The sequence below is a fragment of the Salinivibrio sp. MA607 genome (assembly GCF_001996245.1).
In the GTDB taxonomy this organism is placed as follows: domain Bacteria; phylum Pseudomonadota; class Gammaproteobacteria; order Enterobacterales; family Vibrionaceae; genus Salinivibrio; species Salinivibrio costicola.
In genome coordinates this window covers 69,962-87,676 of record NZ_MUFJ01000012.1, presented here as the reverse complement: position 1 = coordinate 87,676, position 17,715 = coordinate 69,962, and the positions used below count along the sequence as shown (strand labels likewise).

Genomic DNA, 17,715 nt, shown 5'->3' with positions numbered 1-17,715 from the left:
ACTAATAAGTATATTATTATCTTTACAATTAAGATCAATCGAAAACACTGATGTTGCGAGTAACGACTCAGCTGGTTCGGCTTTATCGCTTAACTTTGCATACATGGTGTAAAGTGCCAATGAAGATTTTTCTACACGTTCATTTACTTTGTATGCATCAACTAGCGCACTACGTGTTTGAAGAGCCGTAAGAGGAGCTCCCGGTGGAAGTATATTCTGTATTCCATCAAGTATGTCTAACGATACGTCTATATCAGAAATATTGGAAATTTCCGACTCTCTAATGAAACCATAGTGTTCTGATGAGGTCCAAGAATATTTAAAGGCTAGACCTAATGTATGATTTTCTTCTTCAAAAACTATTTTATCGCCAATGGTGTTTTTATAAATGTTTCTTTGTATTTCATATAGGCCTTCATGGTGCTTATTAAACGGTTCCCATAATTTAATATAATCACTATTTTTGACTCTTACTATTGTTTTTGAACCAGTGTTTTCGGCGTTTTCATGGATATGATCTACAGAGCGGTATGGGAAGAGTGCGTTCTCTGGTCTAACTCTCCCTGCTGACAGAGAACCTGTTGAGGAAATAAAAATATAATGATCGCCTGATGAAACTACACTTATGAAAAAAGGTGACATTTCATCGACGTTCGATATTTTGTAAAATTTTTCTCCTTCGAAATCTAAAATTTCACCCGAGACCTGTCTATTTTGAATGAAATTGAAATTCATACTAGATCCTTACTACATTAATATTAAGTTTTTTACTGTTTTTCCTAGAGGGAACGCACAGATATTTATACGGTAAAAAATTGACCTAAGAGTAAATATGATGACAGCGTACATAATGATCCTCTGCGACTAGAGTAGGCGCAGGAAGAGTACTCTTACATTTCTCTGAGGCTTTTAAACATCTACCTACAAATGGACAACCAATACTGGTAGGCTTCCAAAAAGGTATTTCCGCTTTTTTTGCCGAAAGTTCGCGTTTTCCTGCCTTTCCTACCTCAGGAACTGCAGAAAGCAACAGTTGCGAATAAGGGTGATGAGGATTTTGAGTAACTTTATCACTATCACCCCATTCAACAAGATGTCCAACGTACATAACCGCAGTTTTTTCTGCGAAATAACGCGCTGTGGCTATGTCGTGTGTTATATACATAAATGAGATGTCATGTTTATCTTTAAGATCTGACATAAGGTTTAGAATACCTAACCTAACGGATACATCTAACATTGATATTGGCTCGTCTGCTAGAATAACCTCTGGGTCTACGGCTAGAGCACGTGCTATAGCTACTCGTTGTCTTTGACCTCCGCTCAATTCATGGGGATACTTTTCAGCGGTTTCTATGGCGGGTGAGAGACCAACCAAATCTAGTAGCTCGTATACGAGTTTAGGAATAAATCTCTTTTCCGCCCGATTATGAATTATAAGGGGTCTTGATATATGGTGATAGATAGAGTGTACAGGGTTCAACGATCCGAATGGATCTTGAAAAATCATTTGAACTTGTCGAGCATATTCAAGCTCACCGTTCTCTTTAATATATTGGTCTAACTCCTGGCCTTTAAAAAGTATATTTCCAGATGTTTTATCGAAAATACGTGTCAATATTCTAGCTCCGGTACTTTTACCCGAACCAGATTCACCGACAATCGCTAATGCTTCTCCTTTTCGTAGTTCAAAGGAAACATCGTTTACAGCTCGCATAAGGTTACTTTTCAGTGACTGGCCAACCGGAAAGTCTTTGGTCAGTCCTTGAATTGAAAGAATTATCTCAGGAAGATTATCTTTTTTCATTTCATTTACCTATTATATAAGATGGCATGACACATAACTGCCATTGCTGGCACTAACTAATTCAGGCTCACTTTCTTTACATCGCGAAAAGCATTCATTACAACGAGCTTGAAAATTGCACCCTTTAGGTAAATCTAAGAGATTAACGGGGTTGCCAGGAATGCCGTAGAGTCTTTCTTTTGGGCCATGAATTGTAGGAAATGATGAAATGAGTCCTTTAGTATATGGGTGTTGTGGCTCAGAAAACACCTTTTCCGCAGTACCAATCTCTACGATATTACCCGCATACATAACAGCAATTCTATCAGCAATTTCTCCCATTAGGCTAAGATCATGACTGATGAAAAGGATTGAGAATCCGAATTTTTCTTTCAATTCATAAAGCTCATTAAGAATTTCTCTCTCAACAACGACATCAAGAGCTGTAGTTGGCTCGTCCATAATAATAAGCTTGGGTTCAAGTGCTAGAGCTATTGCTATAACTACGCGTTGTCTCATTCCACCACTAAGTTGATGGGGATAGCTTTTCATTCTATCTCCGTGCATACCAACTGTGTTTAACAGCTCGACACCCTTCTCATAGGCTACTTTGTATGGAATGTCTTTATGAGCTTGAAGAACATCAGTTAGTTGCTCACCAATGGTGATGACTGGATTAAGCGAGTTCATTGCGCTTTGGAAAACGATAGAGACGTCATTCCATCTGAACTTTCTCAATTCTTTATCGTTCATTTTCAAGACGTCTTTTTTGTTGTAAATGATCTCACCTTCTGAGACTAGAGCAGGGGCCTTGTGTAAACGAGAAATAGCGAATGCAAGTGTACTTTTACCACATCCCGATTCTCCAGCTAGGCCAATTGTTTCACCTTTAGATATAGAAAGATTCGCACAATTTACTGCTCGAGCAAGACCGTTAGGCGAAACGTAGTCTACGCATAAATTATTAATCTCTAACAAGTGGCTCATTTTATCCCTCTTTTAATATCTGCTTCTCTTTTTAGCCGATGCCATACTTTTATGTGACGACCTGTTTTAAGTTTAGGGTTACTGACTTGATCAATGGACATATTAATCAATGAGAGAGCACCACCTGTTATAGCTAGAGCAATTGCGGGAACTAACATTTCCCACCATGCACCTGTATATAAAGAAGAAGACGTTTGCGCCCAATAAAGCATTGACCCCCAACTAACTTCAGTCGCATCTCCCAAACCTAGTATCCCTAATCCAGCTTCTGCGCCCATGGCATAGATGACTGCTCCTAAAAATCCACCGAATACAATAGATACCAAGTTAGGCAATATTTCTACGAGCAAGATGCGCAGCTTGGATTCGCCCATGACTTCAGCAGAAGTGATAAACTCCTTATTTCTTATTGCTAGAGTTTGTGAACGAATCACTCTAGCTCCCCAGGGCCAGGATGTAATTCCTAGTAGTAATGTGATCACTAATGAGCCAACTTGTCCTAAAAACGCGGCTAAGACAATTAGTAATGGTAACTGCGGAAATACCAGGAAGACATTTGTCAGAAAGTTTAGTCTCTCGTCAATTTTTCCACCAAAGTATCCAGCAGATATACCGACAATGACAGCAATCGTCATTGCAATACCACCTGCTGTGATTGCAACTGTCAACGATTTTCGTGCACCGAAAAGAACTTGGCTGTAAACGTCTCGACCACTTCGGGTCGTTCCTAAAATGTGCTCTGCATTTGGAGCCACGTGAGGTCTTGCAACCCGACGATCCGGGTCATGAGTCGCAAGAATAGGAGCGAATAACGCTGCAACCAACATGACGACAATCAGGAACCCACCAATAATTGCTGGAGGGTTACCAAAAAAGAATGAGTATGTTTTATTCAGAGTATCTTTGACTCTCTTCTTTAAAGAGCTAGGAGTATACAAATTGCCACTTGAGCCGTCTGAATGTTCATCGTAAATATACTTGTCCATAATATACCTTAATTGGAGATTCGAGGGTCAAGCCAAACATATAGAAGGTCAGCTATAAAATTTGCAGTTAAAACAGCTGTGACTAATATAAGTAAAATCGCTTGAATTAGTGGATAATCCCTTGCGACTATACTCTTTAGCAAAATATTCCCTAGACCCTGATAATTAAAAATAACTTCAGTCAGTATCGAGCCGGCAAATGAGAAACCTATTGCCATGGCAATAGCAGTAGCTACTGGTAAAATAGCGTTTCTACCTGCATACCGATACATAATACGATAGGTACTTAGTCCCTTTGCCTCAGACATCGTTACATAATCTTCACCCAGTACATTTATCATTGCATTTCTCATGTTAAATACCCAAGGAGAAATCCCGACAATGACCATCGAACCAACTGGTAATACTGCATGCTTTGCCACACTTTTCACGAATTCCCAGGTAAATCCAACATCGATTGCTGGATCATGAGTATAAGCAAGTGGAAGCACCTCTAGTTTGAGACCGAAAATGTAGAAAAGTAATAGAGCTGTAACAACATAAGGGAAGCTGCTAATGAAAGCTAAAATGGGTGGAATAAATTGACCAAAAATACCTTCTCTTCGATAAGAAGCGTATGTCCCAATACTTACTCCAATGATAAGTGAAACGATCAAAGAGCCGACTGCAAGAAATATTGTCCATGGTAACGCCATTGCTATAACTTCTGAAACACTGACAGGAAACATAAGTATAGATGGACCTAAATCAAGAGTGAAAATGCTCTTCATATATGAAAGATATTGAACAAATATATTGCCATCTACGAATCCATACATTTCTCGAACCGCGTCCATTTGTGACGGATCCATTTGCCCCTGGGCTGCGGCAAAAAGTGCATCTACTGGGTCACCTGGCATTAATCTCGGCAACATGAAATTGAATGATATCGCTATGATAAAAGCAGTAAAATAAAAGCTGAATCTGCGAACTAAAAACCACATAATTAATCCTTAAATAGAGACGCAAGCAAGCTTGCATCTCCCTTTTTAAATAAACAATTATTTCAAATGTAAATTGTTAATAATGATTACTCGTTTTCCTCCATCATACCATACAGGTTGAACGTACGGATTTTCCTCATTTGGCCAACCAACAATACGTTCAGTGCTATACTGGAACCATGTTGGATTGGAAAAGAGAGGGATGAAAGGGAGTTTTTTAGCCGTGAACTCCTGAAGCTTGGAAATGATTTCCTTTTGCTCTTTTTTATCGCCAGTTTGACCAAAGCTTTCTATCAGTTTGTCAATTTTTTTAGAGTGAACACCGTGGCCAGCATGCCATGTTTTTCCAATTCTAGACGTTGCGTAATATTCTTGAAAGGCCATGATCGGATTAGCAGCGACCATTGACCAATTAATTGCCATACTATAATTTCCGTCTTTTAGGTTTTTATCATACACAGCCCAGTCAACAGTCTTTATATTCGCCTGTATACCAATTTCGTCATAGTATTCTGTTACCATTTGGACTACTTGAATCCAATCCGTCCATCCATTGACAACTTCTATATCAAAACTGATTTCCGAACCATCTTTATTATCACGGTAACCGTCACCATCGCGATCAATAATACCTGACTCATCGAGGAGGCTCTTAGCTTTATCTGGATTATACTCGGTTAAAAACCCATAATCTTTGTTAACATCTTTGTCGATATGATTCTTGTATAGTTCAGCAATGCCTCCGGTATTATAGTTTGCTGTTGGATATCCATATGCAGCTATATCGACAATGGCTTCTCGGTCTAGCGCCATTGAGAGGGCTTGACGTACTTTTACGTCATCGAACGGTGGCTTTTTAGTGTTTACATACAAGTGGATAGCATCGTTAGCTGGATACCAGTAATGATGATTCTCTTCATTTGCTTTAACAAAGGTTGATTCAACACTTGCGATAAAGTTTGAACCCCAGTCAATTTCTCCCTTAATAAGTGCAGGCTGTATCTGCGAGTTATCATTGTATGAGCGGAAGTTGATACAATCTAAGTAAGGCTTATTCTCAATATAGTAGTGTGGATTACGGCATAATTCCATTTGTTGAGATTTTAAATAGCTGACCTCTGTCATTGGACCGCTACCGACCGGATCAGGGTTGGTGAAAGTAGTAAAATCTTCGACTTCGCCCCAAATATGCTTTGGAACAATATGATAGCGCTCGAGGTTCCATACGAAGGTTGAATCGGATTCTTTTAACTCAAAGCTTACTGTGGTCGAATCTGTTGCGACGATACTTTGCAGGTTACCGCCAGACCAAATACCTTTTTGATCAAATGCGGGAGCTTCTTTAGTGAGCATGAAGCTAAACACAACGTCCTCGGCCGTCAAATCGGTTCCATCAGACCATTTCAGATCGTCACGAAGCTGTAACGTAATGGTTTTAAGATCATCTGAGTAGGAATAAGACTTAGCGAGTCGAAAGTCGGTTTCGCCTGTCATATTGTTGAAAACCATCAATGGTTCGAACATGACACCGTGTAGCAAGTCTTTAGTTGTATAGGGGTTATAGTTATCGACAAAGCCTGTGTTGATAATCGGAACTGTCAATGTACCTCCATGCTCGATGTCACTAGCGTGTGTTGCCGGTGTTATAGCGAGACTGAAAGCGAGTGTAGCAAGTAAGGTCATTCTCATTATTTTTTCCTCGGTTAGTTGTTCAACGTCTGATCCAAACCACGTAAGAAAGCGCTTTCTTTGTATCCCATCTAAAACCTATGTTCAAAAATCAATATTGAAAACCTCTAACAGATCACAATCTAACGGCGATTAAAATTTTTGGGAGGAAAATCATAAAATGTTGTTTAGTAAGCTTTTTTATTTCTGATGAGATTGATAACCAAGTGCGAAAAATTACCAATTAGTGACGATGAGGTTGTTACAAAAGAGAAATATTCTTAGTTTGTTGATCTGTATCAATGGTTTTTTTCTGTGATTTTGGGGTCGATCACATTATTCTCGTTCACCTTTAAGAAAGCGCTTTCTTTTCAGGTTTGAGTGGGTAAGGTAGCTACATTTAGAGGTGTGAGATTAGTCAAATGATAGAGTTTTGGAATGGTAACAAGTCSTTAGTGCGGCAGCATTATGAATTAGAAGTTCTTAAGTTATTGCTAGAGAAAATGCGCATCACCGAAACTCTAGTGAACAATACGACGAGCTATAGTGATCCTGTTCAAGAAGGTGAGGTGCTGAATAATGGTGCAAGCCTGCTTGCGACTGTAGCTGGTAATCAGAAATTTGTAGGTCGAGATTTTATTGAAGTTCCGCTTCCACTTGCAAGAGGAGTCATGGGTTGGCGGTTATTAGTGATAAACAACGATAGAAAATCTAAATTTGATGTGACTACAGTTAATGATCTAAGACAAAAGATCGCGGGAATACCAGCTCATTGGGCTGATGCTGAGCTATTCCGTAAAAATGGACATGAGGTGGTTGAAAAGGGAACGCTAGACCAGATGCTCAAGATGTTACGTGATGCTAAAGTAGATTATGTTCCACTGGGTGCTATTGAAGCTGAAAAGGTTATCGAAAACTCTTCTTTGTCAAGTGAACTAGAGATTGAGATGTCTTGGGCTATTTATTATCCACTTCCTATTGTTTTTTATGTGAATTCACAGCGACCCGATCTAGCAACAATGTTGGAAAAAGCGCTTATGAGAACAGAAGAATCTGGCGAGCTGCAGTCATTATTTGACCAGTATTACAAAGACATCTTGGACAGCGCTAAAATAACTGATAGAAAGGTGATATATTTGGACAACCCATTTTTATCCTCATACTACATTAGTTAATTAAATAGGAGTTTCAGTTCGAAGTGCAACTGAATCGCGTTCGATCAAAGTTGGAAGTAAGGGTCGTTGCTTGTGCGTAGGTATATCTTGAACCATTGCTAGAACGCAGTTAGCCGCTTGTTCTCCCATTTCTGCTACCGGGAAATTCACACTCGTTAATCGAGGTCTAACATGCGTACTTCTATAATCATTATCAAAGCCAACAACAGAGAGATCTTTGCCAATAGCTAAACCGCGTTCTGTAGCTACATCATATACGGATAGAGCAATATTATCGTTTTGACAGAAAATGGCAGTGATTTCAGGAGCTCTATCTAATAGGCGTTGAATGTGCATATCCTTGCTTTGATAGTCAAACCTTCCTTCTATGACGTAATGAGGGTTATAAGGAATGTGAAACTTGTTGAGTGCGGCTCTGTACCCTTGGAGCCTGTCTCTGCTGTCTCCTTTACTGAGCTGTCCAGTAATGCAGCCAACATAATGATGGCCTTGACTAAGAATATAGTGAGTTGCCAAGTAACCCCCATACTCATTATCTAAGTAAATACAATTTCCTTCTATGTCAGGTATATGGCGATTCAATATTACCGTCGCGGGTTTACGGTCAACGACATTTATTAGCTCATCATCTGAAAGTATATCCGAGTGGAGAATTAGCCCGTCGACGCCTTTGTTCATTAGAAACTCCACTGAGTCTTTTTCTTTGTCGTATGATTCTTGTCCACTAGTGACAATTAAATGATTGTTATGGTTACGGATAACACGTTCAGTGTGATGCATGAGCGGGCCGTAGAAAGGGCTGTCAAGTGAACCGACTAACATGCCAATACTGTTAGAACGGCTTGATGCAAGAGCCTGCGCGAATGAATTTGGTCGGTAGCCAAGTTTTTCAATAGCATCGAACACTTTCTGACGGTTAGACTCTTTAACTGAACTGTGACCATTGATAGATCTTGAGACTGTCGATTGAGAAACATTTGCTAATTCCGCTACTTCTTTAATAGTGATCAAGATTACTCCCCTATGTTTAGGGCTGATTTTAATTGGTCGAAATGATGCAACATTGTAACCAGAAATGAAAGAAAGCGCTATCTGTTGACCGAAAACTCTTGTGTCCGGTCCAGCGACAATTATCCTGACCTAATTCAGGATGGGGCAGGGTCGGGATACTTTGTTTCTGTCCCATTGCATGCCTTTCTGGTGACGACAAGGATTTTGCCTTTTGCCTCCACGGCATACAACTTCTGGATCTAACTCAGGACCTGTCTTCCCTGTTTCGAACTCAGACCGGGGCATTTTTTAAAGTGCGCCGGGCATGCGGCTAACATCCGAGGTGGTGTCATGTTTTCTAGTATTCGCCAAGCTGAGCAGCCGTCGGTCATGAGCGTGCCTTGTTAACCATCAAGGAAGGTCTTGGGATAAGTGTCCCACAGCCCCGGCCCGATTGGTAGTCGATCAGCACCACCGGCGCAGTGCTTTACTCCGGGCTGTCTTGTCTGGCACTTTCAGTGCATGAAGCTTCGTCTCGTCACCGTGGATAACCGGCTATCCGAGGTAGTTTTTCTTTATAGCGTAAGCGGTTAATAAACCGGTGAACGCCTACTCGACATCACTGAGATCCACACACCATGGCATCAGATCTGACATATCGTCCGATGGCGACCGCTTGGGTAATTCAGCGAACAGGTGCCGGAAGTAATAGTAGGGATTGATGTCATTGGCACGGCATGTCATCACCAAGCTATACAGATTAGCACTCGCTTTTGCTCCACCGACAGATGTCGAGAACATCCAGTTCTTTCGACCCGTGGCGAACGGGCGGATGTCTCGCTCCGTCACATTGTTGTCGATGCTAATGCGGCCATCTTCCAGATAGGTCAGCAGTTTGGGCCACTGATTTTTCGCATACGTGATGGCCTGGCCTAAGACGCCTTTGGGTAACACATGCATGCTATCAAGCCAGCGTTTAAAGTCATTTAACAAAGGCAGACTTTCTTGCTGTCTGAGTTGTTGCCGGGCCTCGGCCGATAAGTGTTTCCCGCGTCGTTCGATGCCGTAGAGCTTTTTGATGAAGGTGAGCGCTTTTTCTGGCTTGCCGGCTTTCTTCGAGGGCGACGCCTATTGCGCATTGGTAAATTTACGGCGAACATGGGCCATACACGCTGCTTGCGTCACACCGTCAACGGTATCGTAAGCACTGTAACCATCGGACAGAAGATAGCCCTGATAATCGCCCAGGAACGCTCGCACACACGCGCCGGCTCGATTGGGTTGATAATCATAAATCACCACCGGGTGGTCGGTAAATTCACCACTGCGATACACAGCGGCTTCACGTTTAAACTCAGCGCTGAAAGTTCGTCTTGTGCGTTTGGTTATGGTTTCACCTGTCATGCTATGAGGCGTATCTTAACACCTCTAATCAGGTGGCCAAATTCACTATGCCACTACACAGTGACAGTCCAGATAGGAGCTAGTGAAGCTGAGGTTTACTCAGGGTGATCACGACATCAGGCCTTGAGCGAGGCCACTTGAAGGAGCACTTTTCTAGGCAGCGGTAATAGAGCTAAAATCCATTCGTATTCCAGAACAGGATTTTGAACTTATCACGACCACGATTACAGAAGATGAATCAGGCTTCACTTAAGGATCCATTTCAAGCTGTTCGGCCAAAATTAATGATAGACCGTCAACTAATAACTCCCAGTCAACTCCGTTCCGAAGGTAAACTCTTACCGGGCCAACAAAAACACCGAGCAGTGGTCAGCTGAAGACAAATTCGCCACCGTCAGCGCTATGAGCAAACCCGATATGACTATCACCAATGCGAGCAAGCTGCTGAAACCAGTCGGGTAGTGATCGCGCAGAAGCCAGCCAGTATGATCCCTAAAAGGGTTGGCAGTTCAGAGGCGTTTGCCGCCGTCGTTACCGCAAAGTATGGGGATGCACTGCCGCTATATCGTCAATAGTCAAGTCGATATCCTAAATCGAGCGGATATCGACATTAGCCGTGTCACTTTAGCCAACTAGTGTGTAACTGGCCACCACTGTAATTGTTGCTCAATACAGTGCTTGCGACACCGTCGACGGTGTGACCAAAGCCGCGTGTATGGCCCATGTTCGCCATAAATTTACCGATGCGCAAAAGGCGTCGCCATCGAAGAAAGCCGCCAAGCTAGAAAAAGCGCTAGGAGTATTCCTTTTGGGATCAGTGTATTAGGTGAACTGTCAACAACCTCGCCCTAAAGAAAAAAGAACGTTCAGTCATTAGGTAGTTAGAAATACCCACTTATCTTAATGACCTGTCCTTGCTGAAAGCGTCAGATTTTTTACAGATTTGAGTTTTTTTTGTGACCTCATACGTAAGAAAGCGCTTTCTTTGTGATTCGGTTATCAGAAATGATCACTAAATGACCGTTAATGTAATAGTGCGCTTAATGCAGAGGCTGTGGAAGATTGGCAGTAAGCTCTTCGAAAGCCTTCGAGATCTTTTTGACCATTCTGACCGTGACTAGCGTCTTTTTTTGGCCTTATAAAGAAAGCGCTTTCTTTTTACCCTACATGTTGGTGGATTTATTATGAAAATTTCTAAAATTAGTCTTGCTATTTTGGCAGTGTCTGCAGGTTTTGCTTCACTACCCTCGTTCGCGGAAAAATCAGACGGATTTGAATTTCATGGCTACTTTCGAGCTGGTTCCTTATTCAGCGAAAACGATGAGTTCAAACGTTCTAAATTTCCGGGGTCAAAAGAGAGGCTAGGCCGCTTAGGTATCGAGTCTGATAGTCACTTTGAATTGGCGTTGCAGAAAAACTTTGAAAATGAGAAAGGTCAGAAAATCCGAATTAAAACACGAGCTGGAGCTAATAATGCTGAATATGCTACAAACCAGCTAGGAGCCAATGCAGATGCGGCGAATAGTGAGATTGGTATGATCGAAACGTTTGCCGAGTTTGAGGGTGTCACGGAAACTGGAACCATTTGGGGAGGAAAGCGTTTTTACGGAAAAGATAATTACATCTTTATGACTGACCTTTTTTATACTGATATGTCAGGCACTGGTGTAGGAATTGAAGGTGTAGAGTTAGGTGGGAATAAGTGGGACTTTGCGTACATTGCTAGCGACGACTCAGGAGATACCGAATTTTGGGGGGATAGCAATAACATCATGCATGCCGCCCATGTAGGTATCGATTTCGACGGCGTTGAGCTCCATGCAATGGGTAAATATTTGCCTGATAACATGATTGATATCGACGGTAATGGCAACTTAGAAGAGTATGCTTCAAGTGGCTTTGACCTTACAGCGATTTTTCACTCAGAGAGCGTGTTTGGTCTATCTGATAAAGGGTTTACCAAGTACATTGGCCAAATGGGCAAAGGTTTAGGTGCAGGGCAGTTACTCGGTGGAACACTTACAACATATAATACCTATGCGCCAGGAAACAACTCGTTAAGCTACAAGATCACAGGCACTGACTGTGGAACGTCTTGTGTAAAAGCAGTAGATAGTGATGACGTGTCGGCACGGGCTTTAGTCTGGGGGGGATACTTCTTCGATAACGGTGTTAGCGTTTTCCACTCAATCCAAGGACAGTATAATGACATGAATGATGGTAGTACTGACAGCTGGGTATCAGCGATGGTGCGACCAACGTTCCCTATTAGTGAAAATTTGTCATTTGTAACAGAAGCTGGCTACTTACAGAATCATGGTGAAGATGCTGCAGGCAACACGACAGATAGCTACGACTATAAACTAACTGCTGCGCCCACATTTAAAGTCGACACTGGGTTTGGACCAACTCCAGAGCTGAGATTACTAGCAACGTATATTAATGGTGATGAACGAGACTCAGATGTAATCATGGGTATTCAAGCAGATATGTGGTGGTAATAGCCACACTCTATGACTACTGCCTTGAGCTTTTATGGAATAAGGCTCTTTTAATGAGAGTTCGTTTTCTACTCTTGCCGCTGTTATTGGCGGCTCTTTTTATTTTTGATGGGGGAGGCCATGTTTAGTTTTAAAAAAGTGAGTTTGGTTACAATTTCTATTCTGTTTTTTTCAGGGTGTTACAGTTTAAGTGACGAAGGTACGCTATCTTCTACTATAGAGGCACCCTATTTCCCTGAATGGAAAAAAATTGATAGCGAGATAAAAAAAGAATCTGCTATGGAAGAAGAAATACGGCATATCGTTTCATTGATGACTTTGGAAGAAAAAGTAGGTCAAATGATACAGCCTGATTTGCGAAATATTACACCTCAAGAAGCAAAAGATTATAAAATAGGTTCTATTTTAAATGGTGGTGGAGCAGCGCCCGGTGGCGATAAATATGCCACAGCTCAAGATTGGGCTAATGAAGCTGATAAATACTGGTTAGCACTTAACCAAGCATACTCAGACCGCGATTTCAATATTCCGTTTATGTGGGCGACAGATGCAGTGCATGGTCATAATAATGTATTTAATGCGACTATATTCCCTCATAATATTGGCTTAGGGGCAACCCGTAATCCGGACTTGATTGAAGAAATTGGTCGAGTTACTGCTCGTGAAGTCGCTGCTACTGGTCTTGACTGGACTTTTGCTCCCACTGTTGCAACACCTCGTGATTACCGATGGGGACGAGTTTATGAAGGTTACTCTGAAGATCCGGCACTCGTGTATGAGTACTCGCAACGTATGGTGAGAGGAATTCAAGGCGGAGAAGAAGGCTTAAAAAGTGATAAAAATGTTATTTCTAATGTCAAGCATTGGATAGGAGATGGTGGTACGTTAAACGGTGAAGACCATGGGAAGAATCGATACACAGAAGAGTATCTTCGTAATATTCATGCGATGGGATATATAGGGGGTCTCAATGCTGGCGCACAAGTCGTCATGAGCTCTTTTAACTCTTGGTGGAATCCCAGTAATTAYGATCCGATGGTTAACACAGAGTCTGACTATATGCAGAACCAGAAAATCCACGGCTCAAAATACCTTATTACTGACATTCTAAAGGGAAAAATGGGTTTTGATGGGTTTGTTGTTACCGATTGGAATGGTCAAGGAGAAATCAATAACTGTACTACTGCTAACTGCCCTCAAGCAGTAATTGCCGGCAATGATGTGTTCATGGTTACTGCTCGTAATGACTGGAAAGAATTCTATCATAATGTAATCAAACAGGTTAAATCAGGTGTTATTCCCATAGAGCGCATTGATGATGCAGTAACACGTATATTACGTGTTAAGATGCGGGCTAACCTATGGGAAAAACCTAAGCCTAGTATGCGTTCTTTAGCTGGTAAACAAGAAGTTTTGAGTGCTCCTGAACACACTTCAATTGCACGTCAAGCGGTATCTGAATCTCTCGTTCTTCTTAAAAATGAAAATCAAACATTACCTTTAAAAAAGGATGGAAAAAAATATCTTGTTGTAGGTTCGGCAGCTGATGATATTACAAAGCAAACCGGAGGTTGGTCGTTATCTTGGCAAGGAGATGGCAATACTCTTGAAAAAGACTTCCCAAATGCTCAAACAATGCAAATGGCAATGAAAGAGGTTGTAGGTGAAGAAAATATAATTACTGATGTATCTGACGCCTCTCCGGAAGAAGCCATAGCAGTAGTTGTTATAGGTGAAGAACCATATGCAGAAATGTTCGGAGATATTCCAGCATCAAAAACACTTGAGTTCTCTACCCTTAAAAAGGAATATAAATCTGATTCAGAACTAATTAAGTCTCTTAAAAATAAGGGTTATAAAGTGGTAACGATTTTTTATTCAGGTCGTCCTCTTTATGTAAACGAGGAAATTAATCACTCAGATGCTTTTGTTGCTGCTTGGCTTGTTGGAACTGAAGGGCTTGGCATTACGGACGTATTGTTTGGCGATAAGGACTTTACTGGGAAGCTCTCTTACACATGGGGCGCGACTAAATGTTCAACAACAATTAATCGAGCAGCGGTTAATATTCCAAATTATATTACCCCCGTTGACGGTCTTACGGGCGAACCTATTGAACAAGAACTTGATGGTCAGTTTGGGCAGCTTTTCCCTTATGGTTATGGCTTGAACTATGCAGGCGAAACAGCTGTGGATGCAGCTTATAAAGATTTAAATAACCTGCCACTAGATCCACGCGATTTCGGCTGTGGTGTTGAAAAACCTGACTCGGATATGGCTCAATTACCTTTAGAAATTTTTGGTAAGAACGCTAAAGGTGAGTTTACAGCTCGTATGAGCGGCGAAGTAAATGGTTGGGTTGGTGTGGATATATCCAAAGGAGAAACATCTATCGGATCTGTTACTACAACAGGTATTGACTATCAAGGAATGCAACAGTCAGCAATTAATGTGAAATTCGCAGGAAAGTCAGATAGCTTTAAAAATAGCTCATCTGCACAAATTTATATGCAAACACCCGACGGTAAAGGTATTGATTACACTCGATACATGAATGCTAAGTCGACGGTGGAATTCGATATTCGTATGAGGTCTAACAAACCAGAAAAGTTAATATTATCTACGCATTGCGAATATCCTTGCCGTGGGGAAGTCAATATCTCAGACGTTCTTCCTGAAGAATCTATGCAATGGAATAAAGTAAAAGTTCCGCTAAAATGCTTAAAAGAGTCTGGTATGTCATTTCAAAAAATGAACACCGCATTCTTGCTCTTCACAGATGAACAAGTAGAGTTTGATATCGGAAATATTCGCTTTGTTCCTCAAAACGAAAAGCCATCACAGGGTGTAGTATCATGCGATGACTTGCTAAACGAGTAATTATTAGTTGACGTAAAAGGGAGTGTAATATTAAATTGCACTCCTCCCCCCTGCAGTCGTGAAGGGTTTTGATCATATGTAAAGCATATTACATGGACTGTCGGTATGGTCATAATTGGAATATTTTAAGATGGGTGTCAGGTGGGTTATATGTTTTCTGAAATCACCTAGGTTTGATGAAGATTTAGATGTTTATAGTAAGTCGCCCTAGTTATTCGTTTCTCGGTCTATCGCTTTTGATTTTGATTTAGGCGTAACTTTTGTAAATTCCGGAAGATGTCTGGTTTTTTTCATTAAAATAGGATTTTTTGATATGAGGGGATCAGTTTTAATAAGAATGTATTTGGGGTTCTCTTTTTTAGTGATTTTGTTTGTTGTGGCTGTTGTCTTGCTTATATTTAACATGAAGAATATGTATTCTGATTTTGAGGCTGTGAGTGAAGAATCTTTTCCATTAGTGTTGAAGTCAAATGAGGCTAGAACTAATCTTTTACATTTGGAGAAAGTTGTCAAAAACTATATAAATGAAAATGAAGTCAAAAAGCTCGACGGTATTAAAGATAACTTCTTTAAGGCGAAGGATGTTTTTGATGACAAACTTTCAGAGATAGAAGATAGCGCCCGATTTCTCTCCATGGAAGGGAGTCACAATAATCCACTTATCGTTTTTGACAGCGAATACTCTTCAATAGCATCTTTAATCATGAGCTCTCATAAAAAAACATTGATATCTGAGAATCGTTTTTCACAGTTAATGAGAGATTTTCAGCGTTTAAATATGAAGTTAACTGTAGGGCTTAAAGAATACGTTGCAAAAAAGAATGATATAGCACTAACTTTAATGGCGGATGGGTTCTTTAGTCAGTTGCATAATTTACAAAATGACACATCAGATGCACTATCAAGTCGTGATCTTGCTTATGTGGATCAAGTCATTAAGAAAAATAGAAAATCGCTTGTGCATCTAAATTATGCATTTAAACTTTTATCTTCACAGGATCCTGATTTAAAAGATAAGTTTGATTCTTCGTTGAAGGAATTTACCAAGCATATAGGAATGAATGACGGAGTTCTGGAAGAATATAAAATAGTTCTGCATGACAAAAAAGAGCTAGATGAAAGGGTTATAAGATTAGATATGATGGCCAAGCAGGCAAGTTTCGAGTTGGGTGAAATAAGTAAAGTTGCCAAAAGTAACCTCGATAAATCTTTGTATCTTGCTAGCACGAAATACAAGGATGGTGTGGTGCATACGTTTGCTGTTGGGCTTATTTTGACAATAATTGCGGCCGGGGTTGGAATTAATGTGTCACGTAATGTTCGTCGGCCCTTATCTGACATTGTGAAAGTTCTAGAGGGATTGTCTGATGGTGATTTGAAAGGGAGGTTATTAAATAATTATAGTAATGAATTTTCTATAATTGGTCGACACATAAATCACATGGCCGATAGGTTACAAGAGCTGATCCTGAAAATTGGAAGCGCATCTGAGGATATGAATAAGGCAGCAATGAAAAACAGTGATGCTATTAGTGATACAAATAGTAAACTTTCTGAACAGAACGCTTTAGTGTTAAAAGCTAATTCAAGCATGAGAGGTATAGAGTTTTCAGTATCTAAAGTTAATGATAGTGTGAATGTGACATCTAATAAAGTTATTTCTGCAAAAAAGGCATCCGATAGTAGTTTAAATATGATGAACGACAATATGGAAATGATGGGTGTTTTGGAAGATAGGTTAGCTTCGTCAGTCGTTGCGGTCACTGATTTGAAAAGGAGTTGCGATCATATTGGCTTAATGCTTGACGTTATTCATAACGTGTCAGAGAAGACGAGTTTACTAGCATTAAACGCTGCTATAGAAGCCGCTAGAGCAGGGGAGAATGGACGTGGATTTGCGGTTGTCGCTGATGAAGTACGAGAGCTTGCTAGAAAAACATCGGAATCAACTATTGAAATCGAAGATAAAGTTCAGTATTTACAAAGCCGCGCAAGTGAGACACATAGTGTTATTCTAAACTGCGTAGAAGATATGAAAAAGTCTAAATCTTATGCTCTAGGAACGAGTAAAGCTGTGAAAGTGATTCAATGTTCATTACAAGAAATAGCCAACGAAAGTAAAGATATCGAGAGTTGTATGAAAGAACAAAATAGTATGACGACTGATACAGCTATGAGATTGAATGCAATAAAGGAGCTGTCTGATGAAAGTAATCTTGCTATATCTAATATGACTGAGGTGAGTGCTGGTTTATCAACTATCGCTAAAGAACAATTTGGTCTGGTAAGACAATTTGATCTATAGCGATCACTGATATACCCGTGATCATTGAAGATGCTTGATTTTACGTAGAA

General features: G+C 40.6%; 10 protein-coding genes and 3 pseudogenes. 5 read left to right on the top strand and 8 right to left on the bottom strand.

Translation table 11 applies throughout. The features are described 5' to 3' along the window. The 6 genes and pseudogenes from BZG81_RS07750 to BZG81_RS07725 form a co-directional block, all read right to left on the bottom strand. A pseudogene (locus tag BZG81_RS07750) lies at nt 1-735 on the bottom strand (hypothetical protein); the annotation flags it as partial. A gap of 85 nt (nt 736-820) precedes the next feature. Next, nucleotides 821-1,807, bottom strand: coding sequence for an ABC transporter ATP-binding protein (locus tag BZG81_RS07745; protein ID WP_077677114.1), 987 nt, complete (start codon nt 1,805-1,807; stop codon nt 821-823). Between the two features lie 12 nt (nt 1,808-1,819). Continuing rightward, entirely contained in the window at nt 1,820-2,773 is a 954-nt protein-coding gene (locus tag BZG81_RS07740; RefSeq protein ID WP_077677113.1) for an ABC transporter ATP-binding protein, read from the bottom strand. Beyond that, a complete protein-coding gene (locus BZG81_RS07735; RefSeq protein ID WP_077677112.1) occupies nt 2,770-3,759 on the bottom strand; it encodes an ABC transporter permease in 990 nt (329 codons plus the stop codon). The genes BZG81_RS07740 and BZG81_RS07735 overlap by 4 nt, the downstream gene beginning before the upstream one ends. Nucleotides 3,760-3,767: 8 nt before the next feature. Next, nucleotides 3,768-4,742: an ABC transporter permease gene (locus BZG81_RS07730; protein WP_077677111.1), complete on the bottom strand. Its 975-nt coding sequence runs from the start codon at nt 4,740-4,742 to the stop codon at nt 3,768-3,770. Between the two features lie 57 nt (nt 4,743-4,799). Beyond that, nucleotides 4,800-6,434: an ABC transporter substrate-binding protein gene (locus BZG81_RS07725; RefSeq protein WP_198533638.1), complete on the bottom strand. Its 1,635-nt coding sequence runs from the start codon at nt 6,432-6,434 to the stop codon at nt 4,800-4,802. 398 nt (nt 6,435-6,832) lie between these two features. On the opposite strand from BZG81_RS07725, the gene BZG81_RS07720 reads away from it, so the two are divergent. Next, a complete protein-coding gene (locus tag BZG81_RS07720; protein ID WP_077677109.1) occupies nt 6,833-7,585 on the top strand; it encodes a substrate-binding periplasmic protein in 753 nt (250 codons plus the stop codon). On the opposite strand, the gene BZG81_RS07715 is transcribed toward BZG81_RS07720, so the two are convergent. Beyond that, on the bottom strand, nt 7,586-8,596 hold the full coding sequence (locus BZG81_RS07715) for a LacI family DNA-binding transcriptional regulator (RefSeq protein ID WP_077677108.1): 1,011 nt from the start codon (nt 8,594-8,596) through the stop codon (nt 7,586-7,588). It lies immediately after the preceding gene. A gap of 588 nt (nt 8,597-9,184) precedes the next feature. Beyond that, a pseudogene (tnpC, locus tag BZG81_RS07710) lies at nt 9,185-9,916 on the bottom strand (IS66 family transposase); the annotation flags it as partial. 461 nt (nt 9,917-10,377) lie between these two features. On the opposite strand from tnpC, the pseudogene BZG81_RS07705 reads away from it, so the two are divergent. The 4 genes and pseudogenes from BZG81_RS07705 to BZG81_RS07690 form a co-directional block, all read left to right on the top strand. After that, nucleotides 10,378-10,772: pseudogene (locus BZG81_RS07705) on the top strand (IS66 family transposase); the annotation flags it as partial. Between the two features lie 391 nt (nt 10,773-11,163). Further along, on the top strand, nt 11,164-12,480 hold the full coding sequence (locus BZG81_RS07700; protein ID WP_077677107.1) for a carbohydrate porin: 1,317 nt from the start codon (nt 11,164-11,166) through the stop codon (nt 12,478-12,480). Between the two features lie 120 nt (nt 12,481-12,600). After that, on the top strand, nt 12,601-15,360 hold the full coding sequence (locus tag BZG81_RS07695) for a glycoside hydrolase family 3 protein (RefSeq protein ID WP_077677106.1): 2,760 nt from the start codon (nt 12,601-12,603) through the stop codon (nt 15,358-15,360). Nucleotides 15,361-15,673: 313 nt separating this feature from the next. After that, entirely contained in the window at nt 15,674-17,665 is a 1,992-nt protein-coding gene (locus tag BZG81_RS07690; protein WP_077677105.1) for a methyl-accepting chemotaxis protein, read from the top strand. Nucleotides 17,666-17,715: the final 50 nt, after the last annotated feature.